This window comes from Burkholderia arboris (genome assembly GCF_038723655.1).
Taxonomy (GTDB): Bacteria; Pseudomonadota; Gammaproteobacteria; order Burkholderiales; family Burkholderiaceae; genus Burkholderia; species Burkholderia arboris.
Genome location: NZ_CP109823.1, coordinates 1,134,721 through 1,160,776 on the forward strand (window position 1 = coordinate 1,134,721; position 26,056 = coordinate 1,160,776).

Annotated in this window: 25 protein-coding genes; 15 read left to right on the forward strand and 10 right to left on the reverse strand. The window is 68.2% G+C overall.

Features of this window, described 5'->3' with window-relative positions:
- Nucleotides 1-36: 36 nt before the first annotated feature.
- From OHZ10_RS37630 to OHZ10_RS37665, 8 genes are all read left to right on the forward strand, one after another.
- Nucleotides 37-954: a LysR family transcriptional regulator gene (locus OHZ10_RS37630; RefSeq protein WP_059241207.1), complete on the forward strand. Its 918-nt coding sequence runs from the start codon at nucleotides 37-39 to the stop codon at nucleotides 952-954.
- Nucleotides 955-1,138: 184 nt separating this feature from the next.
- On the forward strand, nucleotides 1,139-2,467 hold the full coding sequence (locus OHZ10_RS37635; protein WP_059241208.1) for an MFS transporter: 1,329 nt from the start codon (nucleotides 1,139-1,141) through the stop codon (nucleotides 2,465-2,467).
- Between the two features lie 81 nt (nucleotides 2,468-2,548).
- A complete protein-coding gene (locus OHZ10_RS37640; RefSeq protein WP_059241209.1) occupies nucleotides 2,549-3,532 on the forward strand; it encodes a succinylglutamate desuccinylase/aspartoacylase domain-containing protein in 984 nt (327 codons plus the stop codon).
- 238 nt (nucleotides 3,533-3,770) lie between these two features.
- Nucleotides 3,771-4,343 (forward strand): plasmid fertility inhibition factor family protein, encoded by a 573-nt coding sequence (locus OHZ10_RS37645; RefSeq protein WP_342706201.1) that lies wholly within the window; start codon nucleotides 3,771-3,773, stop codon nucleotides 4,341-4,343.
- Nucleotides 4,344-4,576: 233 nt separating this feature from the next.
- Nucleotides 4,577-5,926, forward strand: a complete 1,350-nt coding sequence (locus tag OHZ10_RS37650; protein ID WP_342706202.1) for a reverse transcriptase family protein — start codon at nucleotides 4,577-4,579, stop codon at nucleotides 5,924-5,926.
- Nucleotides 5,927-6,252: 326 nt separating this feature from the next.
- A complete protein-coding gene (locus OHZ10_RS37655; protein ID WP_059241212.1) occupies nucleotides 6,253-6,582 on the forward strand; it encodes an H-NS family nucleoid-associated regulatory protein in 330 nt (109 codons plus the stop codon).
- A gap of 274 nt (nucleotides 6,583-6,856) precedes the next feature.
- Nucleotides 6,857-8,104 carry an MFS transporter gene (locus OHZ10_RS37660; RefSeq protein WP_342706203.1) on the forward strand — a complete coding sequence of 416 codons (1,248 nt, stop codon included), beginning with the start codon at nucleotides 6,857-6,859 and terminating at the stop codon, nucleotides 8,102-8,104.
- 44 nt (nucleotides 8,105-8,148) lie between these two features.
- On the forward strand, nucleotides 8,149-8,706 hold the full coding sequence (locus OHZ10_RS37665) for a DNA-binding protein (protein WP_420874429.1): 558 nt from the start codon (nucleotides 8,149-8,151) through the stop codon (nucleotides 8,704-8,706).
- Nucleotides 8,707-8,793: 87 nt separating this feature from the next.
- Here the strand turns inward: OHZ10_RS37665 and OHZ10_RS37670 are convergent, their stop codons facing one another.
- From OHZ10_RS37670 to OHZ10_RS37685, 3 genes are all read right to left on the reverse strand, one after another.
- On the reverse strand, nucleotides 8,794-9,900 hold the full coding sequence (locus OHZ10_RS37670) for a polyamine ABC transporter substrate-binding protein (protein ID WP_059242401.1): 1,107 nt from the start codon (nucleotides 9,898-9,900) through the stop codon (nucleotides 8,794-8,796).
- 823 nt (nucleotides 9,901-10,723) lie between these two features.
- Nucleotides 10,724-11,413 carry a pentapeptide repeat-containing protein gene (locus OHZ10_RS37680; RefSeq protein ID WP_342706204.1) on the reverse strand — a complete coding sequence of 230 codons (690 nt, stop codon included), beginning with the start codon at nucleotides 11,411-11,413 and terminating at the stop codon, nucleotides 10,724-10,726.
- Nucleotides 11,414-11,489: 76 nt separating this feature from the next.
- The gene (locus OHZ10_RS37685) at nucleotides 11,490-12,128 is read right to left on the reverse strand and encodes a TetR/AcrR family transcriptional regulator (protein WP_342706205.1); all 639 of its coding nucleotides are present in this window, start codon (nucleotides 12,126-12,128) and stop codon (nucleotides 11,490-11,492) included.
- 233 nt (nucleotides 12,129-12,361) lie between these two features.
- Here OHZ10_RS37685 and OHZ10_RS37690 point away from each other — a divergent pair, with 233 nt between their 5' ends.
- The 3 genes from OHZ10_RS37690 to OHZ10_RS37700 all read left to right on the forward strand — a co-directional run bounded on the left by OHZ10_RS37690 (nucleotide 12,362) and on the right by OHZ10_RS37700 (nucleotide 16,325).
- Nucleotides 12,362-13,486 carry a Rieske 2Fe-2S domain-containing protein gene (locus OHZ10_RS37690; RefSeq protein ID WP_342706206.1) on the forward strand — a complete coding sequence of 375 codons (1,125 nt, stop codon included), beginning with the start codon at nucleotides 12,362-12,364 and terminating at the stop codon, nucleotides 13,484-13,486.
- 16 nt (nucleotides 13,487-13,502) lie between these two features.
- A complete protein-coding gene (locus tag OHZ10_RS37695) occupies nucleotides 13,503-15,242 on the forward strand; it encodes an FAD-dependent oxidoreductase (RefSeq protein WP_256087682.1) in 1,740 nt (579 codons plus the stop codon).
- A gap of 204 nt (nucleotides 15,243-15,446) precedes the next feature.
- The gene (locus OHZ10_RS37700; protein WP_342706207.1) at nucleotides 15,447-16,325 is read left to right on the forward strand and encodes a hypothetical protein; all 879 of its coding nucleotides are present in this window, start codon (nucleotides 15,447-15,449) and stop codon (nucleotides 16,323-16,325) included.
- Nucleotides 16,326-16,374: 49 nt separating this feature from the next.
- Here the strand turns inward: OHZ10_RS37700 and OHZ10_RS37705 are convergent, their stop codons facing one another.
- Together OHZ10_RS37705 and OHZ10_RS37710 are read right to left on the reverse strand one after the other, a co-directional pair.
- Nucleotides 16,375-17,220 carry a lysozyme inhibitor LprI family protein gene (locus OHZ10_RS37705; RefSeq protein ID WP_256087684.1) on the reverse strand — a complete coding sequence of 282 codons (846 nt, stop codon included), beginning with the start codon at nucleotides 17,218-17,220 and terminating at the stop codon, nucleotides 16,375-16,377.
- 72 nt (nucleotides 17,221-17,292) lie between these two features.
- Entirely contained in the window at nucleotides 17,293-18,273 is a 981-nt protein-coding gene (locus tag OHZ10_RS37710) for a helix-turn-helix domain-containing GNAT family N-acetyltransferase (RefSeq protein WP_342706208.1), read from the reverse strand.
- 258 nt (nucleotides 18,274-18,531) lie between these two features.
- On the opposite strand from OHZ10_RS37710, the gene OHZ10_RS37715 reads away from it, so the two are divergent.
- Nucleotides 18,532-18,909 (forward strand): hypothetical protein, encoded by a 378-nt coding sequence (locus OHZ10_RS37715; RefSeq protein ID WP_059241222.1) that lies wholly within the window; start codon nucleotides 18,532-18,534, stop codon nucleotides 18,907-18,909.
- Between the two features lie 87 nt (nucleotides 18,910-18,996).
- Here the strand turns inward: OHZ10_RS37715 and OHZ10_RS37720 are convergent, their stop codons facing one another.
- Nucleotides 18,997-21,432 carry a PEP-utilizing enzyme gene (locus tag OHZ10_RS37720; RefSeq protein WP_342706209.1) on the reverse strand — a complete coding sequence of 812 codons (2,436 nt, stop codon included), beginning with the start codon at nucleotides 21,430-21,432 and terminating at the stop codon, nucleotides 18,997-18,999.
- On the opposite strand from OHZ10_RS37720, the gene OHZ10_RS37725 reads away from it, so the two are divergent.
- Nucleotides 21,431-21,565, forward strand: a complete 135-nt coding sequence (locus OHZ10_RS37725) for a hypothetical protein (RefSeq protein ID WP_256087687.1) — start codon at nucleotides 21,431-21,433, stop codon at nucleotides 21,563-21,565. The genes OHZ10_RS37720 and OHZ10_RS37725 overlap by 2 nt on opposite strands.
- 215 nt (nucleotides 21,566-21,780) lie before the next feature.
- Complete coding sequence (locus OHZ10_RS37730) at nucleotides 21,781-22,173, forward strand: surface-adhesin E family protein (protein ID WP_174993565.1); 393 nt, start codon at nucleotides 21,781-21,783, stop codon at nucleotides 22,171-22,173.
- Nucleotides 22,174-22,336: 163 nt separating this feature from the next.
- Here the strand turns inward: OHZ10_RS37730 and OHZ10_RS37735 are convergent, their stop codons facing one another.
- From OHZ10_RS37735 to OHZ10_RS37750, 4 genes are read right to left on the reverse strand one after another with little or no spacing between them, the layout of a single operon-like run.
- On the reverse strand, nucleotides 22,337-23,512 hold the full coding sequence (locus tag OHZ10_RS37735; RefSeq protein ID WP_059241225.1) for an ATP-binding cassette domain-containing protein: 1,176 nt from the start codon (nucleotides 23,510-23,512) through the stop codon (nucleotides 22,337-22,339).
- On the reverse strand, nucleotides 23,509-24,162 hold the full coding sequence (locus tag OHZ10_RS37740; RefSeq protein ID WP_059241226.1) for an ABC transporter permease: 654 nt from the start codon (nucleotides 24,160-24,162) through the stop codon (nucleotides 23,509-23,511). The genes OHZ10_RS37735 and OHZ10_RS37740 overlap by 4 nt, the downstream gene beginning before the upstream one ends.
- Nucleotides 24,163-24,172: 10 nt before the next feature.
- Nucleotides 24,173-25,084, reverse strand: coding sequence for a glycine betaine ABC transporter substrate-binding protein (locus tag OHZ10_RS37745; RefSeq protein WP_059241227.1), 912 nt, complete (start codon nucleotides 25,082-25,084; stop codon nucleotides 24,173-24,175).
- On the reverse strand, nucleotides 25,081-25,797 hold the full coding sequence (locus OHZ10_RS37750; RefSeq protein WP_256087690.1) for an ABC transporter permease: 717 nt from the start codon (nucleotides 25,795-25,797) through the stop codon (nucleotides 25,081-25,083). The genes OHZ10_RS37745 and OHZ10_RS37750 overlap by 4 nt, the downstream gene beginning before the upstream one ends.
- 51 nt (nucleotides 25,798-25,848) lie before the next feature.
- Here OHZ10_RS37750 and OHZ10_RS37755 point away from each other — a divergent pair, with 51 nt between their 5' ends.
- Nucleotides 25,849-25,980 carry a hypothetical protein gene (locus tag OHZ10_RS37755; RefSeq protein WP_256087691.1) on the forward strand — a complete coding sequence of 44 codons (132 nt, stop codon included), beginning with the start codon at nucleotides 25,849-25,851 and terminating at the stop codon, nucleotides 25,978-25,980.
- Nucleotides 25,981-26,056 lie beyond the last annotated feature (76 nt).

Sequence of the window (26,056 nt, forward strand, 5' to 3'; positions counted from 1 at the left end):
CGTGCAGCCCCTCACCGCCCACCCAGGAGCCAGGCCATGCAACTGAAATGGCTCGAAGACTTCGTCGAACTCGCCCGCACGCGCAGCTTCACGCGTGCGGCCGAAAACCGCTTCGTCACGCATCCGGCGTTCGGCCGGCGTATCCGTTCGCTGGAGGAATGGGTTGGCGCCCGGCTGATCGCGCGCACGAAGCCGCTTGAACTGACGGCGGCCGGCACCGTCTTCCTCGACGCCGCGTCGAACGCGCTCGACATCCTGCACGGCGCGCGCACGCAACTGCAGGAAGCGTCGCCGGTGCTGGAGAACAACCTGCGGATCGCGACCGGCCGCACGCTGTCGGCCACCTTTTTCCCCGACTGGTACGACGAGACGGTTGCGCGCGCAGGCTTTTTCACGGCGACCGTGTCGACCGGCAGCGCCGAGGAAGCGATCCTGCAGCTCACGGCCGGCGAAGCCGACATGCTGATCGTCTATTCGAGCCCGCACACGCGGCTGCTGATCGATCGCGACCGCTTCGACTGGCTGTCCGTCGCGCGCGAGGTGCTGGTGCCCGTCAGCGCGCTGGATGCGCGCGGCAGCGCGCGCTACCGGCTGCCGGCCGGGCAGGCGCCGGTGCCGTGGCTCGCGTTCGCCCGCACGCTGACGTTGCGCGCGGTGCTCGCCCGCCATCTCGCCGAAATGCCGAACCGTCCGACGCTGCGGCCCGTCTACCAGGCCGACTCCTACGAAGCGATCCTCGCGATGGCGCGGCGCGGGCTGGGCCTCGCGTGGCTGCCGCAACGGCTCGTCGCGGACGATGTGCGGCGCGGCGAGCTCGCGATCGTCGGCGGCGCCGACTGGCAGATCGGCTTCGACATCGCGCTGTACCGGCGCCGGAACGAATCGCATCCGGTACTCGACGCGATCTGGCGCACCGCGCCGTCCCGCGACGACGGCGAGGCGCCGGGCGGCTGAACCCGCCGCCCGCGCCGCCCGGCGCGGGCGATGCGCCGATCAGCACGATTGCGTGCCGAAACGGCACGAACGCTCGCCCCGCGGTGCCTACACTCCGCGCTTGACTGGCCCGAACGGCCGCCGGCAACCGCCGCGCGCCGTCTTTCAAAATCCTGACGGCCAGCATGAATGGAGGAGCACAGGCATGACCCGCAACCCGCACGCCGCGCAGCCGGCCCCGCACAATCCGTGGCGCGAGATCTGCGCCGCCAGCATCGGCAACGCGCTGGAGTTCTATGATCTGCTGATCTACGGTTACTTCGCGATTCAGATCGGCCAGCTGTTTTTCCCGACGCACGACGCGGCGACTTCGCTGCTGCTGTCGGTCGGCACGTTCGGCATCTCGTTCGTCACGCGTCCGCTCGGCTCGATCGTGCTCGGCAGCTACGCCGACCGTGCGGGCCGCAAGGCGTCGCTCACGGTGTCGATCGGGCTGATGATGGTCGGCACCGCGATGATCGCGTTCGCGCCGACGTATGCGCAGATCGGCATCGCGTCGCCGCTCGTGATCGTCGTCGCGCGGATGCTGCAGGGCTTCTCGACGGGTGGCGAATTCGGCGCGGCGACCGCGTTCATGGTCGAGCAGGCCGACGCGAAGCGCCGCGGCTTCTTCGCGAGCTGGCAGATGTCGACGCAGGGGCTCGCGACGGTGCTCGCGGCCGGCGTGTCCGCGCTGCTGAGCCTGCTGCTGACCGCCGACCAGCTGCATGCCTGGGGCTGGCGCGTCGCGTTCTCGGTCGGGCTGCTGATCGGCCCGGTCGGCCTGTACATCCGCCGCAACATCGACGAACCGGCCGATTTCCGCCGGCTCGGCGAGCAGGGGCGCGCGAAGTCGCCGCTGCGCGACGTGTTCGTCCGCGATCGCGCGAACATGCTGCTCGGCGCGGGCGTCGTCGCGACGGCCACGGCGTTCAACTACGTGCACAAGCTGTACATGCCGACGTATGCGGTGAAACAGCTGCACATCCCGGCCACGTCGTCGTATCTCGGCGCGGTCGTCACGGGGGCGATGCTGATGGTCGCGGCGCCGGTCGTCGGACACCTGTCGGATCGCTTCGGCCGCATCCGCGTGATGCTGATCGCGCTGATCCTGGTCGGCGTCACGACGTGGCCGCTGTTCGTGATGCTGAACCGCTATCCGACCGTCCAGACGCTGCTCGCGGTGCAGGCGCTCGTCGGGCTGCTGATCGCGGTGAGCCTTGCGCCGCTGCCGGCGCTGCTCGCCGACATCTTCCCGACCAGCACGCGCGGCACGGGCCTCGCGCTGTCGTACAACTTCTCGGTGACGCTGTTCGGCGGCTTCGCGCCGCTGATCGTGACCTGGCTGATCGACGCAACGCACAACAAGCTGGCGCCGAGTTTCTACGTGATGGCGACGGCCGTACTCGGCATCACGTCGGTGATCTCGCTCGGCCGCCGGATGCGCGGTGCGGCGGCAAGCTCCGCGCCGTCGACGCGCGCGACCGAGGCGTGACCGGCCTCACGCGAACCCGATTCGGGCGTAACCGGCACGCGCCGGCTGCGCCTTTTCCGAACCCTGACGAATCCTTCCGACATGACTACGCTTGAAGCCATCCGCGCCGCGCTGCCGGCCTATCCGATCGAAGTGGCCTTTCCCGACATCTCGCGCTGGCGCGCAGGCAATACGGGCATCGACTATCTGCATACGTTCGACAGCGGCAAGCCCGGCAAGCACGTGATGATCCTGGCGCTCACGCACGGCAACGAAGTCAGCGGCGCGATCGCGGTGGACGCGCTGCTGGCCGCCGGCCTGCGCCCGGTCGCGGGCCGCCTGTCGCTCGGGTTCGGCAACGTCGGCGCGTACGAGCGCTTCAGCACGGAGAACGCCGATGCGACGCGCTATCTCGACGAGGACATGAACCGCGTGTGGACGCCGGCCGCGCTCGACGGCACGCGCGACAGCCGCGAGCTTGTGCGTGCGCGCGCGATGCGGCCGCTGCTCGATACGGTCGACCTGCTGCTCGACATTCATTCGATGCACGAAGCATCCGCGCCGCTGATGATGACGGGGCCGCTCGACAAGGCGATTGCGCTGGCGGCCGCGATCGGCACGCCCGAACACGTGATCGTCGATCGCGGTCATGCGAACGGCACGCGGCTGCGCGACTACGGCGGCTTCGGCGATCCGGCGAGCGCGAAGAATGCGCTGCTGATCGAGACGGGCCAGCACTTCGCCGCGAGCGCGCGCGACGTCGCGCTCGACAGCGCCGCGCGCTTCCTGCTGCATGCGGGCGTTGTCGCGCGCGACGACGTCGCGGCGTTCCTCACGCAAACCGCGCCGGTGCGGCAGACGTTCATCGAGATCACGGAGCCGGTGGTCGCCCGCTCGATGGCTTTCCGGTTCTCGCAGCCGTTCACGGGGCTCGAGGTGATCGACAAGGCCGGTACCGAGATCGCGCGCGACGGCGACGACGTGATCGTCACACCGTATGACAATTGCGTGATCGTGCAGCCGTCGATGCGCCATCTCGGCCTGAACGTCACGATGATGCGGCTGGGGCGGCTGCTCGAGCGCTGAGCCGGACTGCCCGGCGCCCGGCCCGTGCAGGCATGCTGCATTGCAACCGTCGCGTTCATCGGACCGGCACGGAAAGGCGATACACTGCGCCGGTTCCCGATTCAGTCGGGAGCGTCAGGGCGCCGGGTGTCTGCATCGCGGTGCCGGCACGCCGTGCATTGCCGGCCGCTGCCACGGCGGCGCGGCTCGCTCCACGGGCCCTGACTCATTCCAAAAGACCGAGAGAAAGAGAGGGCCCATGCTGACACGTCTTCACAACGGAATCCTGCGCGCGCGTGACTTGCGCGAATCCGAATCCGCCTCATCGATCCGGCTCCGGCCGATGGCCTGCGAACTGGTCGACCTGAGCGCGAAGCGCGCAACGTGGCGCGTTCCGGTGCCCAATCAGGCGGACTGCTATCTGATGGCGCAGCCGGGCGGGCCGGAGCATTTCATCGTCCATGTCGACGCCGACACGTTCTATCGCCGCTGGCTCGAGACGAGCCCCGCGTTCCCGAAGCGGAATTCGCAGGATTGCGTACCGCGCCAGGCCATGCCGCTCGACAGAAAGTTCGCGACGGCCGCCGCCGGGTTCAAGGGCGGCCGCGATGCACCGGTGCCGATGCCGTCGGTCGGCTACTGGACGGTAGCAAGCGGTTACGAGGTCGCGATGAGCGACGGCATGACGCGCACCTTCTGGCTGCTCGCCAATCGCGTGCGGTCGTTTCCCGTCGGCGTGAGCGACGCGAGTTGGGCGACGGTACTGAACAGCATGGTGGGCATCGGCGTAGCGCCGATCGCGTCCAGCGATCTGTTTTCCCGGCGCGCATGAGCGCGGCGCCCAGCCCGATTTGACACCTGGCGTCACCGCCCATTACAGTCGCGACGCGGGGCGGTGGGTCAAGCACACCCCCGGAACAGGCAGCCGATGTTCCAGGACTACGGGGCTACCCCGTGGATCGGATCGATACGCCGATGCGTCGCAAGTGCCCGAGTTGCGCGTTGCGCAACGACTGCGCTCGCAGCACCAGCCACGTTGACTCATCGTCCCGCCCCTCTCTGTCCATGCACTCATCCCTGCACGACACCACCCGTACGATTGCCGAGGCGATGCTCGCCGGTTCGCCCGAGCGCGGCAGCGTCATCGCGCGGATGACGGCCGTCCTCGGCGACGCGCAGCCGTGGGTCCAGGAGTGCGCGGATGCCGCGCTCGCGCGCTTCGGTGCGAGCTGGGCCGGCGTCGAGATCGACGCGCTTGCGGCGGTCCTGGCCGATGCGCCAGCGTTCGTGCGCGCCTGGCATGGCGATCGTCGGCCGACGGTGATCCGTATCGTGCGGCGGCCGCTCGCCCAGCAGCCGCTGCCGGCGCCGCTCGCCGGCTGCGACGTGCCGCAATGGGCGACGCCCGGCGATCTCGCCGGCTGGCTCGGCGTGAGCGCGCCGGCGCTCGACTGGCTGTCCGATCACTGGCGCGTCGACGCGCGCAGCAGCGCCACGCCGCTGCATCACTACACGTATGTCGCGGTCGACAAGCGCAGCGGCGGGTGCCGCCTCGTCGAAATCCCGAAGGGCCGGTTGCGCGAAGCACAGCGCCGCATCCTGCACGGGCTGCTCGATCGCATTGCGCCGCACGGTGCGGTACACGGTTTTCGCAAGGGGCGCGGGATCGTGTCGTTCGCGGCGCCGCATGCGGATCGCGATGTCGTCGTGCGCTTCGATCTCGCGGATTTTTTCGTGTCGGTGCGCGCCGCGCGCGTGCATGCGCTGTTCGTGACGCTCGGGTATCCGGCCGAAGTCGCGCGTACGCTCACCGGGCTGTGCACCAATCGCGTGCCGTCGGCGCGGCTGCTCGCGCCGGACCTGCGCGACCGGTTCGACTGGATCGGCCGCCAGCGCTATCGGGAACGGCATCTGCCGCAGGGTGCGCCGACGTCGCCGGCGCTCGCGAACCTGTGCGCGTTCCGGCTCGACCTGCGGCTCGCCGCGCTCGCGCGAGCGCTCGACGCAACCTACACGCGCTATGCGGACGATCTCGCGTTTTCCGGCGGCAATGCGCTCGCGCGCAACCTCGAGCGGCTGCAGGTGAGGGTTGCCGCGATTGCGCTCGAAGAAGGCTTCGCGCTGCAACTGCGCAAGACGCGCGTGATGCGGCGCGGGTCGCGGCAGCAACTGGCCGGCGTGGTCGTCAATCGTCATCCGAACCTGGCGCGCGACGAGTTCGATCTCCTGAAGGCCATCCTGACCAATTGCATCCGGCACGGCCCGGCGTCGCAGAATCGTGACGCGCATCCGGATTTCCGCGCGCATCTGGCCGGACGCGTCGCGCATGCCACTGCGCTCAATGCGGCGCGTGGCGCGAAGCTGCGCGCGCGGTTCGACCGGATCGTGTGGGATGCCCACGGCGCGGACCGCTGAACGATCGCATCCGCACCGGCTGCGTTCTGCGACTTCTGCAACGCGCCGCCCCGCACTGCTATCATTCGCGCCATGCCGCGCCAGTGCCATGGTGCGGCGAATCACTTGCCGCTGCCGTTCGCTCCGTGCATTCGTACGCGGCGTGCCGTGCGTTGCCGGCCTGGTCCTGCCTGTCAATGACGCACGACGTCGTTTAGTGCGCATCGCGCAAACCATGCCGGCTCAGGCAAACGATTCACTTATTTGACAGCCCCGATCGGCGGAACTTCGTGGTAGGTTCGGCCGTCGGAGCTTTTTGCAAAAACATGCCCAAAGAGGATGAATACATGACCCAGGCCCTGCAGGAACTCGAAGCACAACTTCGGGACCTGAACATCAAGCTGTCGGATGCGAAGCAGAAGGAGAAGCAGGCCGCGCTTGCGGCATTCAAGGAACAGGTCGAGCTTTTGGGAATTTCACAGCAGGAAGTGCTGAGCGCGCTCGGCTACATCGTCCAGCGAAAACGCAAGGCGCCTGCGAAGTACTACGATCCGACGACCGGCCGCTCATGGTCGGGGCGCGGCCCGCGGCCGAAATGGCTCGAAGGCAAGGATCTCGACACGCTCGCCGTCGACCGCGAGGCCAAGGCCTGGTGGCCCGGCGACGATCAGGGCTGAAGCCCGCCGCGCCGCCAGGCCGCGCGGCGCCGTACGGTTCGCGCAGGCGGGCCGGCCGGCAACTCCCCGCCAGCATGCTGTTTTTCATCCGGTGTCCGGCCTGACCGCGACATCGCCGGCCTCGCCGCCGACACCGGATCGACGTTTTCCCCCGACCGTTCATCGCCCGCCGTTTCCCGGTTGCCGCCGGCCAAGCGGGGGCCGACGCGCGCCCGCGCCCGTCGTTCGTGGGCACAGGCCTTAGAATGTCGCCGGACATTCGTGGCAGGACACCATGGCAGCAAACATGAAATCTTCGACGCTCGGCGGCCCGTCGGCCCCGCGCGTGGAGCAGGTCGGGTCGTACGCGTGGAAAGCGCTGGCCGGATCGGCGATCGGCTATGCGATGGACGGCTTCGACCTGCTGATCCTCGGCTTCATGCTGCCGGCGATCACGGCGGCGCTGCAGCTGACGCCCGGGCAGGGCGGCGCGCTGGTGACGTGGACACTGATCGGCGCGGTCGCGGGCGGCATCGTGTTCGGTGCGCTGAGCGACCGCTACGGGCGTGTGCGCGTGCTGACCTGGACGATCCTGCTGTTCGCGATCTTCACCGGCCTGTGTGCATTCGCGCGCGGCTTCTGGGATCTGCTCGTCTACCGCACCATCGCGGGCATCGGCCTCGGCGGCGAGTTCGGAATCGGCATGGCGCTCGCGGCGGAAGCGTGGCCGGCCAGCAAGCGCGCCCGCGTGTCGTGCTACGTCGCGCTCGGCTGGCAGGTCGGCGTGCTGCTGGCCGCGCTGCTGACGCCGTGGCTGCTGCTTCACATCGGCTGGCGCGGCATGTTCGTGGTCGGCGTGCTGCCCGCGCTGCTCGCATGGGTGATGCGCAACAAGCTCCACGAGCCGGAAGCGTTCGTGCAGCGTGCGACGCAGCCGCCATCCAACGCGTTCCGCATGCTCGTCGCCGATAGCCGCACCGCGCGCACGAGTCTCGGCATCGTGATCCTGTGTTCGGTCCAGAACTTCGGCTACTACGGGATCATGATCTGGCTGCCGACCTTCCTGTCGAAGCAGATGGGCTTTTCGCTGACGAAGTCCGGGCTGTGGACGGCGGCGACCGTCGTCGGGATGATGGTCGGCGTCTGGGTATTCGGACAACTGGCCGACCGTATCGGGCGCAAGCCGACGTTCCTGCTGTACCAGCTCGGATCGGTCGTGACGGTCATCGCGTATGCGCGGCTGTCGGACCCGGCGGCGATGCTGTGGGCCGGCGCGCTGATGGGCATGTTCGTCAACGGGATGGTCGGCGGTTACGGGACGCTGATGTCGGAAGGCTATCCGACGGCCGCACGCGCCACCGCGCAGAACGTGCTGTGGAATATCGGCCGCGCGGTCGGCGGCTTCGGCCCGGTCGCGGTCGGTGCGCTCGCCGCGCACTACTCGTTCCAGACCGCCATCGCGCTGCTCGCCGGCCTCTACGTGCTCGACATGATCGCGACGGTGTTCCTGATTCCCGAACTCAAGGGCGTCGAGCTCGAATGAGCGCGGTGCGTCCGCGCGCCGCCACGATTTCACCGGAAACCACGATGCAACAGCAAAACAAGACGATCGGCGTGATGGGCTCGGGCAAGGAACCGTGGCTCGCGTTTGCGGAGCCGCTCGGCGCGTGGCTCGCGCAGGCCGGGTTCAACCTGCTGACGGGCGGCGGGCAGGGGGTGATGCTGGCGGTCGCGCGCGCGTTCGCCAGTGTGCCCGGCCGGGCCGGCCGATCGATCGGCATCGTGCCGACGCAGGCCGATCCGCTCGCGGGCTTCGTGCCGCTCGACGGTTATCCGCATCCGTTCGTCGACATTCCGATCCTCACGCCGCTGCCGCGCCGCGAACCGGGTGCCGATCCGCACACGATCAACCGCAACTACGTGAACGTGCTGAGCAGCGATCTGATCGTCGCGTTGCCGGGCGGGCACGGTACGGCCCAGGAAATTTCTCTGGCGCAACGCTGGCGCAAGCCGCTCGTCTGCTTCGGGCCGGACGGTGCGTTCGAGTCGCTGGCGCCGGATGCCGCGTGCACGTCGTCGCTCGACGACGTGATCCGGTTCGTCGACGATGCGCTGGCGATGGCGCATGCACCGGGCGCGCGATAGTTCGAGCGATCGCTTCGACGGCTGCCGATGCGGGCGCGCCTGCGGCGCGAGCCGCCGCAGGCACGGTTCAGTCGCGCGGCGCCCCGCTCAACGCCCCGTCTTCAGCTGCGCCCACAGCCGGTTCTGCAGCCGGCGGATCTCGGGCGGCATCGGCTTGAGCAGCGTCATCTTGCTCAAGATCTCGTCGGCCGGATACACCGACGGATCGCGCGCGATGGCCGGCTTCACGTACTGGCGCGCGGCCTTGTTCGCGGTTGGATAGAACACCGCGTTGGTGATGCCCGCGTTGACCTTCGGGTCCTGCAGGTAGTTGATCCACTTCAGCGCGGCGTCGCGGTTCGGCGCGTCCTTCGGGATCACCATCATGTCGAACCACAGCAGGCCGCCTTCCTTCGGGTTCGCGAAGCGGATCTCGTACGGCCGTTTCGCCTCGGCCGCGCGGCGATGCGCGATGCCGACGTCGCCGGAATAGCCGAACGACACGCACAGGTCGTTGTTCGCGAGATCGTTGATATAGCCCGACGAATTGAACTGCGTGATGTACGGGCGCACCTTCTTCAGCACCTCGTACGCGGCACGGTAGTCGGCCGGGTTCGTGCTGTTCGGGTCCTTGCCCATGTATTGCAGCGTGGCGGCGAACACGTCGACGGCCTGGTCGAGGAACGACACGCCGCAGCTCTTCAGCTTCGCCATGTTGGCCGGATCGAACACCAGCGCCCAGCTGTCGACCGGCGCCTTGTCGCCGAGCGCCTTCTTCACGGCCTGCACGTTGTAGCCGATGCCGTCGGTGCCGTAGGCCCACGGCACGCCGTACTGGTTACCCGGATCGGCGTCGGCGACCATCTTCATCAGCAGCGGATCGAGGTTCGACAGGTTCGGCAGCTTCGACTTGTCGAGCGGCTGGTAGACGCTCGCCTGAATCTGCTTGGCCATGTAGTTCGACGTCGGCACGACGATGTCGTAGCCTGAATTCCCGGACAGCAGCTTCGCCTGCAGCGTGTCGTCGCTGTCGTAGTTGTCGTAGCGGACGTGCAGGCCCGTCTGCTTCTGGAAGTTCGGGATCGTGTCCGGCGCGATGTAGTCGGACCAGTTGTAGATGTTCAGCTCGCCGGCTGCGTGGGCGGTCGTGCCGGCGACGGCGATCGACAGGAGGGCGGCGGCTGAAATGGCGCGGCGAAGCGTGCGGATTCGCATGACGAAGTTTTCCCTGGCGGTGCGCGCGCCGAGCCGCAATGGGCGGGGTGGCGCGCGACGGTTCATCGGATGGAACAGGCGTGCGTGACCGGTGCTCTCGACGAGCACGGGCGACGCAATGAAATCAGGAGTCCGTGCGATATTGCGCATGGCTCGCGTGCAAACGCAGCGTGAGCCGGTCCCGTCGCCGGTCAGGCGACACGGTACGCAGGTCGAACGGATACGGGGAAAGGGGCGGAGCGCTAAGGCAGCAGCGACGCCACGTCGTCGGTATGGATCGCGACGGACGCGCGGGCGGCGACGGCGTTGTGACGGCGAACGGAACGGCGGGACAGGATGGTGTAGATCGACAGCGGCAGGCGAGGACTTCGCCAGCCGTCACGGTCGTCGGGGGACGCGATCGCGGCGCGCCAATTGCGCGCATCGCCTCGTCTCCACCGCACCAGCGGGCCACGGATTCTCACGATTACTCTCGACCGGGTTGTTGAAAGTATTGAACACCCGGCGATTCGCCCACGGCTGCCGTTTCAAGTTTCGATCGTCGCGTTTGCCGCATGGCGGCATCTGCTGCACGACACGAACTGAAAGCCTGGCATTCAGCGAAATCGCCGAAATATGACGCTCTCGTGAATCATCGGGCAAATCGCTGTAAGGATGTCTCCGGATTTTCCCCTAGGGATTCGCGGGCCGGCGACGTGGTTGGGCCGGTCGCGTATTGCGCTCGCAAGCGCATGGAGGGCGGCCGAAATGTGGTCGAAGTGATGAGAATATTAGACGGCGCGGGGGCCCGCGCCGCGAAATCGCGTTCAGGCGGGGCGACCCCTTACGCGACCCGGATCCCGAAATTCTCGATCATCATGGCCGCCTGATCGTAGGAGACGGTCGCGCCGCGCAGCACGCCTGACGAGAGCAGCTTGGGCATGGCGCCCAGATCCACGTCGCGCAGGTCGGCGCCCTCGAACCGGGCATCGCTCAGATGTGCGTTGCGCAGGCTGCCGCCTTCGAACACGGCGTCGCGGAAGTCCGCGCCGGCGAGGTCGGCGTCCGAGAAATCGAGTGCCACGAGCCGGGTCTTCCGGAACGAAAAGCGCCGCAGGCTCGCGCCAACCAGCAGCGTGCTGGCGAATTCGAGGCCAAGCGATCTGGATTCCTCAAAATCGGCGCCGGTCAGCCTGCATTCGGTGTACCGGACCGAGCCGAGCTTGCTGCGCCGCCAGCTCGTATTGTTGAGGTCGCATGACTGGAACGCGGCGTCCTCGAGGTCGCACGACGCAAAATCGGCCTGACGGGCCCGGCAGCGGATCCACGACGTGTGCGCGAGCGTCGCGCCGACGAACGACGCTTCCGCGAGCGCGCATCGCTCGAAGCGCGCGCCGCGCAAATCCAGGCGCGACAGGTCTGCTCCTTCGAGGTCGCAGTCCTCCAGGCGAAGGGGCGCCGGCGAGCCTTCGACGAGTTGCATCAATTCGGCGCGATCCAGCGTGCGGCCGGTCACGGAGACACCGTGGGTCATGAGGTGATCCATCGTCATGTGAATGGGCGGGGCAAACATTATCCGGATTTCGGACGCCTCGTGCGCCCGGTATCGCTTACTGCACGGCCTTCCTTTTGGCCGCAACCGGTTTGCCGGCCGGTTCGGCGCGCGCCGGCCACAGAATCCGCATCTGCGCGCGCATCGCGGGCTCGTCCGCCGGAACCAGGCAGTACGCGAGACCGATGCGGCTGACCAGCGCGATGATGTCGTCGAGCGCGGGCGCCGACGCGCCGCGCACCGCGACGTACGCGCGGTAAGGCTTGTCCAGCACACGCTGCCACATCGGCGCGATGTTCTCGACGATGAAGCCGAACACGTCGGTCGACAGGTTCGTGGCCAGGTAGTTGTGGTGAAAGCCGCCGTGATGGCGATCGCGGTAGCGCACCGCGAAGCACACGCTCTCCTCGCAGTAGGCATCGAAATCGTGCTCGAAGCCGGTGAGCGCGCGCTGCATCTCGTCGAAGAATTCGGCGTTCTGGACGCTGATCACACCCTGGATCAGCGCCTTCTTCGTGCCGAAATACCGGTACAGCGTACGCCGCGAAATATTGGCGCGCCGCGCGACGTCGTCGATCGACAGGCTGTCGATCCCGTGTTCGATCATCGCGTCGAGCGCCGCGCGCAGGATCGCGTTTCGCCCATCATTGACGCTGTCCATCCTGCTGGCGTCGCCCCAGCGCAGTTGCCGATCCATGCCTTTCCTCGATGCCGCATGCCGCGCGGCGTGTGTCGATCCACCGACCGAACCCGTCGGAACGGCATTTTCGCACACGTTGTCACATAAATGAATTTTGTGCCATTATGCGGCACAAATAATAGTGTTTGTGACATAGCGTTCCGGCCGGAATCCCGGCCGGCGCGTTCGCGGGCAAGGGCCGGTCATGCAGATGCCGGGCGGCGCCCATCTTTGACTGGAGGAGACGATCCATGGCCGATACCACCGTGCTGGCGACCCAGCGCCCCATTCACCGGATTCACGCCGCCCCCATCGACGCACGCTACGCACGCGGCTGGCATTGCCTGGGGCTGGCCGACGACTACCGCGACGGCCGCGCGCACGGCCTGTCGATCTTCGGCACGCGCGTCGCGGTGTTCCAGGGCGAGGGCGGGCAGCTGCACATCCTCGACGGCTATTGCCCGCACATGGGCGCCGACCTCGGGCGCGGGCAGGTCGACGGCGACACGCTCGTGTGCCCGTTTCACGGCTGGTCGTGGGCCGGCGACGGCACCTGCGCGGCGATTCCGTATTCGGCACGCATTCCGCCGAAGGCGCGCATCAAGTCGTGGCCGGCGATGGAGCAGAACCGTCTGCTGTTCGTGTGGAACGATCCGGAAGGCAATGCACCCGATCCGTCGGTTGCGATTCCGCGAATCGACGCGTGTTTTTCCGATGCATGGAGCGACTGGGCCATCGTCAAGTGGGTGATCGACACGAACTGCCGCGAACTGATCGACAACCAGTCGGACATGGTGCACTTCGGCCCCGTGCATGGCGCGCCGATCGACTACTTCTGCAATACGTTCGCGGGCCCGGTGGCCTATCAGAAGCTGCGCGGCACCAGCTCGCGGCTGGCCGGAAGCGGACGGCTGACGGCCGATTCCGCGTACTTCGGCCCCGCGTACCACGTGACGCTGATGACGGGCGAGGCGCAGGGCACGCCGGTCAGCTCGATCCTGCTCAACAGCAACGTGCCGATCGACACGAACCGCTTCGAGCTGCGCTTCGGCGTGATGGTCCGGAAGGATCCCGCGCTGTCGGACGAACAGAGCCGCGCGATGGTCGACGGTTACGTGCAGGCCGCGCAATCGGCATTCCGCGAGGATGTCGCGATCTGGGAGCACAAGACGCGCGTCGACAATCCGCTGCTGTGCGAAGGCGACGGGCCCATCTACCGGTTGCGCGAGTGGTACCGGCAGTTTTACACCGACGTCGACGCGTTGTCCGCGCAGCACGCGCGTGTCGAGGTGCACGAGTACCGTGGCGAGGATGCGTGCTGGCGCCAGCTCGCCGACGTGCCGGCCGAGGCGGCGAGCCGCCTGTCCACGATCTGACCGGAGGGCGGCCATCATGCAAGGCGATCGACACGATTGCGCCGGCGACGCCACGTACGACGTGGTGGTGGTCGGCTCGGGCGCGGGCGCGATGACGGCGGCGCTGCGCGCCCACGATCAGGGCCTGTCGGTCCTGGTCGTCGAGAAAAGCCCCGTGTACGGCGGGACGACGGCCGTTTCGGGCGGCGGCATCTGGATTCCCTGCAACGACCAGATCGCGGCGCTCGGCGGAAACGATTCGTATGACGAAGCGATTGCGTATCTGCGCGAGGTCGTGGGCGAGGACTTCGACCGGCCGCGTATCGATGCGTATCTCGAGCATGGCCCGAAGATGGTCGCGTATCTCGCGCAGCACGCGCAGACGCGCTTTCACGCGGTGCCGCGCTATCCCGACTACTATCCCGATCGCGTCGGCGGCAAGCCCGGCTACCGGACGATGGAGCCGGCGGCGTTCGATGCCGCGCGCCTCGGTACGCATTTCGACACGCTGCGCGCACCGTCGCCGGCCACGCTGATCGCCGGCCGCATCGCGATGACGCAGATCGAAGCGCACACGATCGTCACGAAGGAGCGCGGCTGGTTGCGGCTCACCGCGCGCCTGATGCTGCGCTATGCGACCGATTTCCGCTGGCGCCGCCGCACGGCGCGCGACCGGCGCCTCACGCTCGGCAATGCACTGGTGGCAAGCCTGCGCGCGGCGCTCGCGCAGCGCGGCATCGCGCTGTGGCTCGACACGCCGATGCGCGCGTTGCGGTCCGACGGCGCACGCGTGAACGGCGTGGTCGTCGAACGGAACGGGCGCACGGTCGGCATCCACGCGACGCACGGCGTGGTGCTCGCATGCGGCGGGTTCGAGGCGAACCAGGCGATGCGCGAGCAGTACCTGCCGAAGCCGACGCGCGCCGAGTGGAGCGCGGCGCCGCCGATCAATACCGGCGACGGCATTCGCGCGGGGCTCGCGCTGGGCGCCGGCGTTGCGCTGATGGATTTCGTCTGGGGGGTGCCGACGGTGCGCGTGCCGGGCGAGGAGAAGCAGCGCGGGCTGTTCGTCGAGCGCTCGGCGCCGCGCTGCGTGATGGTCAACGGGCTCGGGCGGCGCTTCGTCAACGAATCCGCGCCGTACCCGGACGTGATCCACGCGATGATCGCGGATCATGCGCAAACGCAGGCCTGCGTGCCCGCGTGGCTGGTCTTCGATGCCGAATACCGCCAGCGCTATCCGTGCGGCGTGCTGCTGCCTGGCAGCGTGCAACCGGACAGCCGGATCCCGGCCGGCTGGCTCGACTCGGTCATCTATCGTGCGGACACGCTGGCCGAACTGGCCGCGAAGATCGGCGTGGACGCCGGCGGTCTCGCGCAGACCGTCGAACGGATGAACGGTTATGCGGCAACCGGCATCGATGCGGAATTCGGCAAGGGCGGCAACCGGTTCGACCGCTACTACGGCGATCCGTCGTCGAAGCCGAACCCGTGCCTCGGGCCGATCGAGCGCGCGCCGTTCTACGCGCTGCGGATCGACCCGGGCGAGATCGGCACGAAGGGCGGGCTGCGTACCGATGCGCATGCACGCGTGCTGCGGCCCGACGGCACGGCGATCGACGGCCTGTACGCGCTCGGCAACACGTCGGCGGCCGTGATGGGCAAGACCTATCCGGGCCCCGGCTCGACGATCGGCCCGGCGATGACGTTCGGCTACGTGGCGGCCAACCACATTGCAGCGGTGCGGCAGCCCGCGGGCGAGGCCTTCAGCGGCTAGCGTCTGCCCGGGCGAACGCGCGCCGGGTGGTCCGACGTTGATCGCCCGGCCCGACTTCGCCTCCCGAACGCTGCCCGGAATGGCACCCGAAAGATCCGGATGACAGCGTTTGTAAAGTCGGACAGAATGCCCCGGCCTGTCGTGCATTGGTGAAAGTTGCATCGAACAACAACCATCCGATCATTCCGACTGGGGGCCCGCGATATGTCCCATCCCGTGTTTCTGGAGAGTCCGCCGTGGCCGCGCATGCCCGAAGGCCGCAAGGGGGAATTGAAGTCCTACTTCGCGGCGGGCGGCCCGTCGCTCGAATCGAACGCGTTCATCCCGCTGTTCTGGCGCGTGCTGTTCGGGCCCGACGATATCCGCTTCGCATACTGCATCGACGATTTCGATCCGGATGACGAGGCGGCCGAGCTCGACGAGTATCTGGAGAGCGCAACGCCGGAGGAGCGCGATGCGCGCTATCCGTATCTGGTGACGACGAAGGCGAGTGCGCTGGCGCGCGCGGCGGCCCGCCGCGAGCCGCTCGTTGCGCTGCTCGGCGATCGCTACCGCACGATCTACGACGCGTTCGTCGACTACGTGGCCGCCGCGTTCGGGGAATTCGTGCTGGTGCGCACGAGCGGCTTGCCGGACGTGAGCGACAGCAACGACGCGTTCGCGACCGAGCTTGCGCAGGTCGCGCGTCTGGAGCAACAGCGGGCGCCCGAGGCGGGCCTCGCCCAGGAGATTCGGGCGTTGCGTCGCGCGGCGGATGCCGACGCCGTATGGCGCACGACGGGGGTAGGCGACGCGCATGCGGACGTCGATCCGTGGCCGAGCCGGGCGCTTGCCGATGCGTTTCCCGCCTGCGCGCCGCGCGCGCGACAGGAGGTAGAAGCCGCCCGCGACACCCCGGGCAAGCCGCGCTACCGGGAGGGCCGGCTCGACAAGGCGCTCGAATGGGTTGCGGTCGGCGTGTTCGCCGCGGCGTTTCTCGGGACGTGGATCAAGACGAATTCGATCTGGCTTTCGATCCTGGTGACCCTCGTCGTCACCGGCCTGTTCATCTGGGGGATCGTGCGGATGCAGCGCATCAAATGAGCGGCGGCTGCGCGCCGCGATCCGCACGCGCGGGCGTTGCGCAACGGCGTCAATCGGCGCCGATCCTGTCCTCGGCAGACACGAGTTGCCGCAGGCGGGCGGCAGCCTCGTCGCGCGTCTCGATCGCGACGGACGGCGGCACGCCGGAAGCGCTGGCCTTCGGGTAAAGCGCGTCGATCAACGGCGGTTGCGCGGCGACGAACGCACGCCATTTCTGCGACGACGTCCGCATGGTGTCGCGCGATCCGCGCGGCAGGCGGCGTTCGATCGCGTTCGTCACGTCGTCGATATCCTGCATGTACAGCGGCGTGGCCTGCGCTGCGCAACGGCCTTTCGCGTCGAGCCCGGTGAGCGCCGCGCAGTGCTCGCGTTCGAAGCGCGCGCCGCGTTGCGGAACGGCGGTGGCGCGCCCGGTCGATTCGGCGGTCGAAGGCGGCAGGCGCCCGGCCAGGCTGAAGCCGCGCGCCGCGCGATCCGCTTCGAAGCGCTGCAGCGTCAGCGCGCGTTGCTGCGTCAACGCCATCACGTCGTTCGCATTCATCGGCGCGTAGACCGTCCCGTGCGTCGTCGCATAGACGGCGCCGATCAGCTTCAGGTCGGCGTCGCGGCGGGCGAGCCACGCGCGCTGCGCGTGCAGCAACGCCGGCCGGTCCGCCGCCGGCAGCCCTGCCTGCAGCGCGCGATAGCTGGCGTTGAGTTGCGCGTCCCACGCACGGCCCGCATCGTCGACGCATTCGGTCTGGCCGCCTGTCGACGCGTGTTCGGGATCGTTCAGGCACTGCGTGAGCTTCCGGTCTATCCGGTGGGTGCCGGTTGCGGCATCGGGTTGCGCGGCAACGGCGGCCGGCGCGGCGGCCGCCGCGCAGAGCATGAGGGCCGCGACACGTTCGAGCATGGGTGAGTCCTTTTTTGTTCGAGGCGAGCACGATGGCGACATTCGACACGACGCGAAGGCTGTCCGCCGACATCAGCCGCCGGATGGCCCGGGCCGGCTGAAACGCTGCTCGACCACCTCGGTTCCCCAATGCGTGCCCGCAGATTCGCTGGTCAGCGTAAAGCCGAACGATTCGTACAGGTGCCGCGCCGCATCGAGCCCCTTGAACGTCCACAGATAGGTTTCGCGAAACCGCCGTTCATCGACGAAACGCATCGCCAGCGCCATCATCTGGCGGCCGACGCCGGACCCGCGCAACGCATCGTTCACGATGAACCAGCGCAGGTGCGCGACGCCGGTCGCGGGATCGCCGTCGATCGCGAGCGACGCGAGCGTCCGGCCGTCTTCCTGGCAGAGCCACAGTGCCTTGCCGTCGGCCGGCAAGGTGCCCGCAAATTCGGCCAGCTCGGTTGCCACCCGCTTCTCGAAAAAGGCGCCGAAGCCCCAGTGCTCCGCGTAGAAGCGGGCGTGCAGGCTCGCGACATCGCCGATACAGCCCGGCTGGTAGCCTTCGCGAATCGCCGGCGCGTCGACGGTTGCCGCGGGCGCCCTGGCTGCGTTGTCCTGTGCGAGGGCATCGGCATACAGCGCGAGCGAGCGCAGCAGCGCCTGCTGGTCGGCCGGAATCATGCGGCGCAGCGCATTCGACACCTGATCGGTCGCGAACGTGTCGATTCTTTTCTGGAGCTTTTTCCCTTCGGCGGTCAGGTACAGCTCGATCGCACGCGCATCCTCGCTCGACACGCGCCGCTCCACGACACCGGCCGCCTCGAGCCGCGCGAGCTGGCGGCTCGTGTTCGATTTGTCGAGCCGCAGGATGGCGCCCAGATCCTTCGCGTTGATGCCGGGCGCCATCCCGATCTCGAGGATGGCGTGAACGGCCGACGGCGCCCAGTCGCTGTCGGCCAGCGTCGCCCGCATGAAGCCGAGCTCGCGCACCAGCTTGCGCGAGAAGTCGCGCAGCTCGAGGATGGTTGCGTCGCGCGGCTTGGCGGGCGCGTCGATGAGGTCCATGGTCAGCCCCAGAAGGTTGCGTATCGCAATCAATAATAGTTGCGAGTCGCAACTTGATCAAGGGGGTTTTCAGGTGAGCCGGTTGACCCGGCTCCCGCGCGGATCGACGCACCCGGAACTGCCGCAACGGGCCGAGACGGGTACTGAAGCGGATGGCCGCGCGCGGCGAATTGGACGCATACTGGGCATCGCTGGCCGACCGGCGGGCAGGGGCGTCGACCGGGCGCCGACCGGCAACCGCGGACCACGGAGATCACCATGAACAAGCTGTTGCCGATGACGATTGCGTTGCTTGCCGGAGGCGGCATCGGTGCGGAGTCGCTCCACGCCGCCGGCAGCATGGATGCGCTGCCCTGCAGTGCGGCGCATGCGGCGGATCAGGGCGGCGGGAACGCCGCGATGCCGGGCACGTCGGTCCGCAGTTTCTCGACCGCCGGCTGTTCGGGCGCGGTGCTGCAGGGCGAGCGGGCCACCGCGACGGTCAACGGCGACCGGGTCGAATTGCGCGACGGCATCGTCTACGTGAACGGCCGCTCCTATGGCGCGGTCACGCCCGCGCAGACGGTCGAATACGAGGCCGCGCACGACCGGCGCACGTTGAAGGTCGATGGAAAAATCCGCACGCCGCTGCGTTGACGCGTACCGGCTCCCGCGCGGGACAACCGCCGCGCGTCATGCGCGTCCGGATCGCCGCGCCGGCCCCTTCGATCCCCAGGCGGGCATCTATTCGACCAGCGTCAGCTGGCCGTCGCTGAGCCGCACCTCGCGCCCGACCCACGCGGCATCGACACGCGGCAGCACGGCCGACGGCTTGCGCAGTTCGCGCAGCAGCGTCGCGCCATGCGACAGCCGGCCGCCCATGCGCGCGATCACCGCGCGCGCGGCCTGGTATTGCGCGTGCCGGCCCGGGTCGAGCGAGTCTTCCAGCAGGATGTCGTGGCCGAGCACACCTTGCATGTGGCCCGGATAGATCATGAAGCCGGCGGCTTCGTCGGTGCCCTCGCCGCCGTCCTGCCAGAAGCTGCCGTTGCGCTCGCGGCGCTGGGGATGGGGCGCGAACCAAGTGTCGCGATCGGCGGCCGGCATCGCGTGATGCAGGCGGAAGAACACACGCATCAGGTTGTCGCGATACCACTCGCGCACCTGCAGATACCAGCCGCGCATGCCGGGCGCGCCGAGCGCGTGCAGCACGCGGATGGGCAGCGGCCAGTCGGGAAACGCCTGCAGCGGCAGGTCGGTGGCCGCGGCGCGCGCGGTGCCCGGATCGGTTTCCCACGGCAAGCGGTGCGGGCTGTCGTCGAGCTGGTCGTATGCGGTCGGCGGACGCCCCCACAGTGCGCCGCCGCTGCTGGCCAGCGATGACGCGATGCACAGGTTGCCCTGCACGACGAACACGTAGAAGCGCGTGAACCAGTCGGCCAGTTGCTGGCCGTCGGTGCGCTGTTCGACGAGTGCCGCGAGCTCCTGGTCGAAGCGCTGCAGGCCGTGCGCGAGTGTCGGCAGATGCCCGCGCGCGACGCGCAGCATGCGCCAGAACACCGGCAGCGAACGCAGCAGGCGCAGCGGCCGCCAGCGCAGCGGCGGCGTCGCGCCGCCGATTTCGCCGCTGTAGTTCGCGGCCGATACCCCCCAGTCCGCGAGACGGGCGAGGAACAGGTCGTTGTTGATGTATGACGCGTCACCATAGAGTGCGGTGAACGGCTCGTTGTCGCGCAGCACGCGCGCATCCCAGCGCGCCATGATGGCCGGGATGCTGCCGGCCGCGCGACGTTGCGCGTACTCGACCAGCCGGCTCGGCTGCGGCGGCAGGATCTCGGCGATGTTCGCGGCGGTCAGGTGCCGGTGCCAGCCGTAGCTGCTGATCGGGCGGTACTGCAGCAGCCACAGCCGGGTGCCGTCCCACGCCCATTCGACATCGCCCGGCACGTAGTGGAACGCGCGCAGCACGCGTTGCAGGAACGCCCACAGCTGCTGTGCGGTCAGGCCGTGCGTGTCCGGAAACGTGCCGCGCTGCCAGGGTTCGCCGAGCCGCGACAGGATGGCGCGCTGCGGGCTCGCCTGCCCGTCGGCGAGCGTTTCGAGGTGGCCTTCCACCCATTCGACTTCGGCGGCGAGATGGCGCACGAACGCGATCCCGGACAGCACGGGCGTGACGAAGCGCTGCACGACGGCTTCCTCGAGGCCGCCGTCGAGCAGCTCGGCCACGCGCGCCGCTGCCTGCGACGCCGGTACGCGCAGGAACGTCGTGTGCAGGCCCGCGTTGGCCGCATCGGCCTGGTCTTCGCCATGACTCGACGAGCGGACCGCCCATTCGGCGTCGGGCTGGTTCGCGAGAAAGCCGGGCAGGCGCGGATCGTCGGCGCGGGTCAGCGACAGCGCGGGCGGCACGGGCAGCCCGGCCATCGCGGCCAGCGCGAGGCGCCCGCCTTTCGTATGCGCGACGAAGCCCGTGTCGCCGGCTTCGAGCCACTGCGCGAATGCCGCCGGCGCATCGATCCACGGATAGTGGCCCCAGCCGGGCTGCAGCGTGACGGTGAGATCGGCACGCGCGAGGATCGCGGACCACGCGGCAGCCTGGCGCACGCCGAGCACGGCGTCCTGATCGCCCCACACGAGTTCGATGCGATCGTTGATCCACTCGAGCAGCGGCAATGCGGTATCGGCGCGCACGAGATCCCAGTGCGGCAGGAACGCGCGGCAGCGCGCATAGCCGGCGCCCATGCGGCGATATTGCGCGGGTGTCCAGGTCTGGTTCGAGAACTTGCGGGCGAACAGCGCCGGGTGGTGCGCGAGCAGCCAGTGGATGGTCTTGCGTAGCGGCTTCGGCGCCATCAGCTTCGGCAGGCGCCGTTCCCACAGGAATGCGCCGACCGGTGCGAGCAGCACGCTGCGGCCGAAGTGGCCGGGGCGCCGCTGCAACGCGTGCAGCACCAGCAGCGCGTTCACGCCGACCGCCATGATCGCGTGGCCCGGTTCGGTCGCGTCGAGCAGGGCTTGCGCGTAGGCGGCGAGGTCCTCGCACGGCGGCGCGGGATGATCGCCGAAGCCCGGCAGTTCCAGCGGCACGGGCCGGTAGTGACGGAAATGCGGCAGCGCATCGTCCCACCAGTCGGCCGCGCTGCCGTTGCCGGCGAGGAGATACAGGATCGGTTTGCTCATGAAGGCTTCGCCGGTCGACGATCGTCGCGGTCGTGCGCGCCTGATCGAGGCGGCGGCGACGGCGGAGGTCACGGCGCTCGTTGGTGTTGTTGTGCCGATGCGAGTGGAATGGAAGGGCGGCCCGCTCGGATGAATGGTTGCGGGCATTCTACGCGAGTCGATTTCATGCGATTCGCGATGCATTCCGGATGTTGAATGTCTTCGATGCGCGATCGAGATGTGCGACTGGTTTTCGGTCAGTCGAAAGGCTTCAGGCGCCGGTGAAAAAAACGACACGCGAATGTCGCATCGGCGCAGAACGTAGAATCAGGCTGCTGGAATTCACCGAATGGGATTCAAGGGAAGACAATGAAAAGAAGCTGGATCGCAGGGGGATGGATTGCGCTCGTCGCCCACGGCGCATGGGCCGGGAACTGGGTCACGCTAGGCCCCGGGCCGGCCGTCGAGCTTTATGCCGATCCCGCTTCCGTCGAACGTGGCCCGCTCAATACTTGGGTGACGGTCAGGCTCGTCTATGCCGAACCGCGCCGGTACTCGGCGCCGTTTCCGGTGAAAAGCATCGTTTCCGACTGGTCGTTCGACTGCGCGAACAAGACATGGGCGTTGGGCAAAACGAGCATGACCGGAACACAGCCGGGCCAGGTTCATGTTTCCCGCGAAGATCCGGATGATTACCGCTATGTCGAGCGCGACTCCATCCAGACGCTGGTCATGGATTACGTGTGCAAGCAATCCGGATGACGGAAATGGCGTCCGCGTGCCGGTTTTCGTATGGCAGGTTTTGATGGAAGGTTGTTCAAGCGGCGAGTGATCGCCAGACTTGGCCGCACGTATGCGTGCATCGCGCATGCCATCGATTCGCTTCCCGGAGCCGGTGCGGCGGCGCACCGGCTTCGGAGACGAATCAGTGCGTGGCGGCCGCGGCGACCGCATCGGCGGGACTGCCCGGCGGCTGGCCCGTCTGCCGGCGCGAGCGGCCCGAGCTGAGGTACGCGGCGATCGAGTCCTGCGTGATCTCGCCGAGCCACACGCCGTCGGGGTCGAGCACCGGCATCCACGATGCGCTGTACTGGTACATCTTCGACAGCACGATCCGGAGGTTGTCGTCCGCCGAGACGCCGGCGGGGAACGGCGTCACGTGTTCGCCGCATACGCCGCCGCCGGTGCGTGCCGCGCGGCGCGTCACGTAGCCGAGCGTGCGGCCGGCGTCGTCGAGCACGGTCAGGTAGCGGCAGTCGGTTTCGTCCATCACCGCCAGCGCATGCGCGAGCGGCGTATCGACGCGCGCCGTCGGGGGCTGTGTCGCGGCGTCGCCGGCCTTCACGAGCAGCAGGCGCTTGAGCGTGCTGTCCTGGCCCACGAACTGCGCGACGAATTCGTCGCGCGGGCGCGCGAGCAGCGTGTCGGGGTGGTCGTACTGAACGAGCTGGCCGCGCCGGAACACGGCGATGCGATCACCGAGCTTGATCGCTTCGTCAATGTCGTGGCTGACCATGATCACGGTCTTGTTCAGTTGCCGCTGCATCTGGAAGAACTCGTTCTGGATCGATTCGCGATTGATCGGATCGACCGCGCCGAACGGCTCGTCCATCAGCAGGACGGGCGGATCGGCGGCCAGCGCGCGAATCACGCCGATGCGCTGCTGCTGCCCGCCCGACAGCTCGCGCGGATAGCGTTTCAGGTACAGCTTCGGATCGAGTGCGACCATCGACATCAGGTCGCGCGCGCGGTCGGCGCAGCGCTTCCTGTCCCAGCCGAGCAGGCGCGGCACGACGGTGATGTTCTCCTCGATCGTCATGTTCGGGAACAGCCCGATCTGCTGGATCACGTAGCCGATGTGGCGCCGCAGGTCGACTTCGTCGAGCTGCGCCGTATCCTCGCCGTTGATGAGCACGCGGCCCGACGTGGCGGCGATGAGCCGGTTGATCATCTTGAGCGTGGTGGTCTTGCCGCAGCCCGACGGACCGAGGAACACGCAGATTTCCCCTGCGGGCACCGACAGGCTCACGGCGTCGACCGCGCGCACGGCCTGGCCGTCCTTGCGCGTGAAGGTCTTGGTCAGTTGGTCGAGTTCGATCATGTCTTCTGCACTCCCTTCGGTGTCAATGCCCGCTGCAGCATCTGCAGCAGCCGGTCGGCGACGATCGCGAGCAGGCTCACGAGCACCGCGCCCACCAGCAGTTTCATCATGCTGCTCTGCCCGATGGCGCGCAGGATCAGCGTGCCGAGGCCACCTGCGCCCACCACGGCGGCGATCGTCATCACGCCGATGTTCATCACGACCGCGGTGCGCACGCCCGCAAGAATCACGGGCACCGCCAGCGGCAGGTCGACGAGCCGCAGGCGCTGCCACGCGGTCATGCCGATGCCGGTGCCGGCTTCCTTGATCCCCGCATCGACGTTGTGCAAGGCCAGGTAGGTGTTGCGCATGATCGGCAGCAGCGAGTAGAGGAACACGGCCGTGATCGCGGGTGCGGCGCCGATGCCCTGGCCGAAGCGCGAGAAGAACGGGATCATCAGGCCGAACAGTGCGATGGACGGCAGCGTGAGCACGATCGTGGCGATGCCGAGCAGCGGCCCGGCGAGCCAGTCGTGGCGATTGATGAGGATGCCGAGCGGCACGCCCGCGACGATCGCGCAGCCCACGGCGATCGCGACGAGCCACACGTGCTGCAGCGTCAACTGCAGCAGCTCGGGCCAGCTCGAGGCGAGATAGTCGAGTACGCTCATCGGGTCTCCTTCACGGTAGCGGATGGGTGCGCAGGAACGCGTCGGCGACGTCGCGCGGCGATTTGCCGTCGAGGTCGACCGCCTTGGCCATCGCCTGCATCACGTCGTTGTCGAGTGCGGCCGACAGCGCGTTGAGCTGCGCTGCGAGCTTCGGGTTGCGCTCGAGCGTGTCCTTGCGCACCACGGGCGTCGCGTTGTACGGCGGGAAGAAGTGCTTGTCGTCCTCGAGCGGCACGATGCCGAAACCCTTCACGCGTCCGTCGGTCGTGTACACGAGGCCGATCTTCAGCTGGTTGTTGTGCAGCGCCGTGTAGACGAGCCCCGGGTCCATCTGCTTCAACTGCGCGCGGCTGAACTGCATGCCGTAGGCGGCAAGCAGCGGCTTCAGGCCGTCGGGACGGTTCGCGAATTCCGCGTCCATGCCGAACACGTAGTGTTTCGCGGCCGGATCGGTCTTCAGGTGCTCGGCGAGCTGCGATACGGTCCGGATGCCGGTCGCCTGCGCGAGCCGGCTCGGCAGGCCGATCGCATAGGTGTCGTTGAGCGGCGACGCGTCGAGCCACACGAGCCCGCGCGGCACGTCGAGCGCCTTGACGCGCCGGTACATTTCTTCGGGCGAGAGCTTGTCCTGGATCTTGTTGTAGACCAGCGCGGCCGTGCCCGTGTAATCCCACATCAGGTCGAACTGGCCGTTTTCCAGCGCGCTGCGCGCAAGCGTGCTGCCGAGGCCCGAGCGGACTTCCACGTCGTAGCCGCGCGAGCGCAGATATTGCGACGTGACTTCCGCCAGCACGTATTGCTCGGTGAAGTTCTTCGCGCCCAGCACGAGCTTTGCGGCGAAGGCCGGCGCGCCGGCCGCGAAGCACAACGCGCCGGCGGCGCACAGGCGTGCAAGCGATCGAAGGGTGCGGTGAAGCGTCATGCCGTACCTCCGTGGCGTGCGAGCCAGTGGCGGCTGCCGGCCGCGACGATACCGTCCAGCACGAGCGCGAGGATCGCGGTGAGCGACGCGCCGAGCAGCAGCAGCGGCTGGTTGTCGAGGTAGATGCCGGGGAAGATCAGCGAGCCGAGGCTGTCCGCGCCGATCAGGTATGCGAGCGGCGCCGTCCCGACGTTGATCGCGAGCGCGGTGCGTACGCCGCCGACGATGATCGGCAGCGCATCGGGCAATTCCACGCGAACCAGCGACTGCCAGCCCGTCATGCCGATGCCTTTGGCGGCCTCGCGCAGCGCGGCCGGTACGTTCTTCATGCCTTCGTAGGCGTTGCGCGTAATGGGCAACAGCGACGCGAGGAACAGCGCGACGATCGCGGGCACGCTGCCGATGCCGAAGATGCCGAGTGCGATGGCCAGCACGGCGAGCGACGGGATCGTGTTGCCGATGTTGAAGACCTGCATGAAGCGCTCGGCCTGATGCTGAAAGCGCGGGCGGCTCAGCAGCACGCCGGCCGGCACGCCCACGACGACGGCGAGTGTCATCGAATAGACGACCAGCAGCATGTGCTGGCCCGCGTAGTAGGCGAGATCGTCCGCGCGCTGGTGGAAGGTGTCGGCGCCGATGCCGCGCGCCAATGCCCATCCGACTGCGATGATTGCCACCAGGCTGCCCACCAGCTGGACAGTGCGTCGAGTCATGAAGATACGCCTCCTCAATCCGGTGCGGCACGCGCGCAGGCACGCGCCACGATGACGCCGAATGGCGTCGCGATGGAAGTTCGTGATCCCGGCATGGCCGCGATTGAACTGACGGAAACAGTGCTGCCGGCTGCACCGATGTGCGGCTGGCGGTCGGGTGAACGCGATGCTGCGTTCGTCTGATTGTCAGGTTCGGCCCGGCGGCGCCGTAACGACGAGGCGCGTTCGAGCAGGGCACCGTCCTGCGAAGACGGCATGG

Excerpts from the sequence above, each read along its gene's own strand:
- OHZ10_RS37630 (WP_059241207.1), top strand. The coding sequence starts at position 37 with ATGCAACTGAAATGGCTCGAAGACTTCGTCGAACTCGCCCGCACGCGC.
- OHZ10_RS37635 (WP_059241208.1), top strand. The coding sequence starts at position 1,139 with ATGACCCGCAACCCGCACGCCGCGCAGCCGGCCCCGCACAATCCGTGG.
- OHZ10_RS37640 (WP_059241209.1), top strand. The coding sequence starts at position 2,549 with ATGACTACGCTTGAAGCCATCCGCGCCGCGCTGCCGGCCTATCCGATC.
- OHZ10_RS37645 (WP_342706201.1), top strand. The coding sequence starts at position 3,771 with ATGCTGACACGTCTTCACAACGGAATCCTGCGCGCGCGTGACTTGCGC.
- OHZ10_RS37650 (WP_342706202.1), top strand. The coding sequence starts at position 4,577 with ATGCACTCATCCCTGCACGACACCACCCGTACGATTGCCGAGGCGATG.
- OHZ10_RS37655 (WP_059241212.1), top strand. The coding sequence starts at position 6,253 with ATGACCCAGGCCCTGCAGGAACTCGAAGCACAACTTCGGGACCTGAAC.
- OHZ10_RS37660 (WP_342706203.1), top strand. The coding sequence starts at position 6,857 with ATGGCAGCAAACATGAAATCTTCGACGCTCGGCGGCCCGTCGGCCCCG.
- OHZ10_RS37665 (WP_420874429.1), top strand. The coding sequence starts at position 8,149 with ATGCAACAGCAAAACAAGACGATCGGCGTGATGGGCTCGGGCAAGGAA.
- OHZ10_RS37670 (WP_059242401.1), bottom strand. The coding sequence starts at position 9,900 with ATGCGAATCCGCACGCTTCGCCGCGCCATTTCAGCCGCCGCCCTCCTG.
- OHZ10_RS37680 (WP_342706204.1), bottom strand. The coding sequence starts at position 11,413 with ATGACCCACGGTGTCTCCGTGACCGGCCGCACGCTGGATCGCGCCGAA.
- OHZ10_RS37685 (WP_342706205.1), bottom strand. The coding sequence starts at position 12,128 with ATGGATCGGCAACTGCGCTGGGGCGACGCCAGCAGGATGGACAGCGTC.
- OHZ10_RS37690 (WP_342706206.1), top strand. The coding sequence starts at position 12,362 with ATGGCCGATACCACCGTGCTGGCGACCCAGCGCCCCATTCACCGGATT.
- OHZ10_RS37695 (WP_256087682.1), top strand. The coding sequence starts at position 13,503 with ATGCAAGGCGATCGACACGATTGCGCCGGCGACGCCACGTACGACGTG.
- OHZ10_RS37700 (WP_342706207.1), top strand. The coding sequence starts at position 15,447 with ATGTCCCATCCCGTGTTTCTGGAGAGTCCGCCGTGGCCGCGCATGCCC.
- OHZ10_RS37705 (WP_256087684.1), bottom strand. The coding sequence starts at position 17,220 with ATGCTCGAACGTGTCGCGGCCCTCATGCTCTGCGCGGCGGCCGCCGCG.
- OHZ10_RS37710 (WP_342706208.1), bottom strand. The coding sequence starts at position 18,273 with ATGGACCTCATCGACGCGCCCGCCAAGCCGCGCGACGCAACCATCCTC.
- OHZ10_RS37715 (WP_059241222.1), top strand. The coding sequence starts at position 18,532 with ATGAACAAGCTGTTGCCGATGACGATTGCGTTGCTTGCCGGAGGCGGC.
- OHZ10_RS37725 (WP_256087687.1), top strand. The coding sequence starts at position 21,431 with ATGAAGGCTTCGCCGGTCGACGATCGTCGCGGTCGTGCGCGCCTGATC.
- OHZ10_RS37720 (WP_342706209.1), bottom strand. The coding sequence starts at position 21,432 with ATGAGCAAACCGATCCTGTATCTCCTCGCCGGCAACGGCAGCGCGGCC.
- OHZ10_RS37730 (WP_174993565.1), top strand. The coding sequence starts at position 21,781 with ATGAAAAGAAGCTGGATCGCAGGGGGATGGATTGCGCTCGTCGCCCAC.
- OHZ10_RS37735 (WP_059241225.1), bottom strand. The coding sequence starts at position 23,512 with ATGATCGAACTCGACCAACTGACCAAGACCTTCACGCGCAAGGACGGC.
- OHZ10_RS37740 (WP_059241226.1), bottom strand. The coding sequence starts at position 24,162 with ATGAGCGTACTCGACTATCTCGCCTCGAGCTGGCCCGAGCTGCTGCAG.
- OHZ10_RS37745 (WP_059241227.1), bottom strand. The coding sequence starts at position 25,084 with ATGACGCTTCACCGCACCCTTCGATCGCTTGCACGCCTGTGCGCCGCC.
- OHZ10_RS37750 (WP_256087690.1), bottom strand. The coding sequence starts at position 25,797 with ATGACTCGACGCACTGTCCAGCTGGTGGGCAGCCTGGTGGCAATCATC.
- OHZ10_RS37755 (WP_256087691.1), top strand. The coding sequence starts at position 25,849 with ATGACGCCGAATGGCGTCGCGATGGAAGTTCGTGATCCCGGCATGGCC.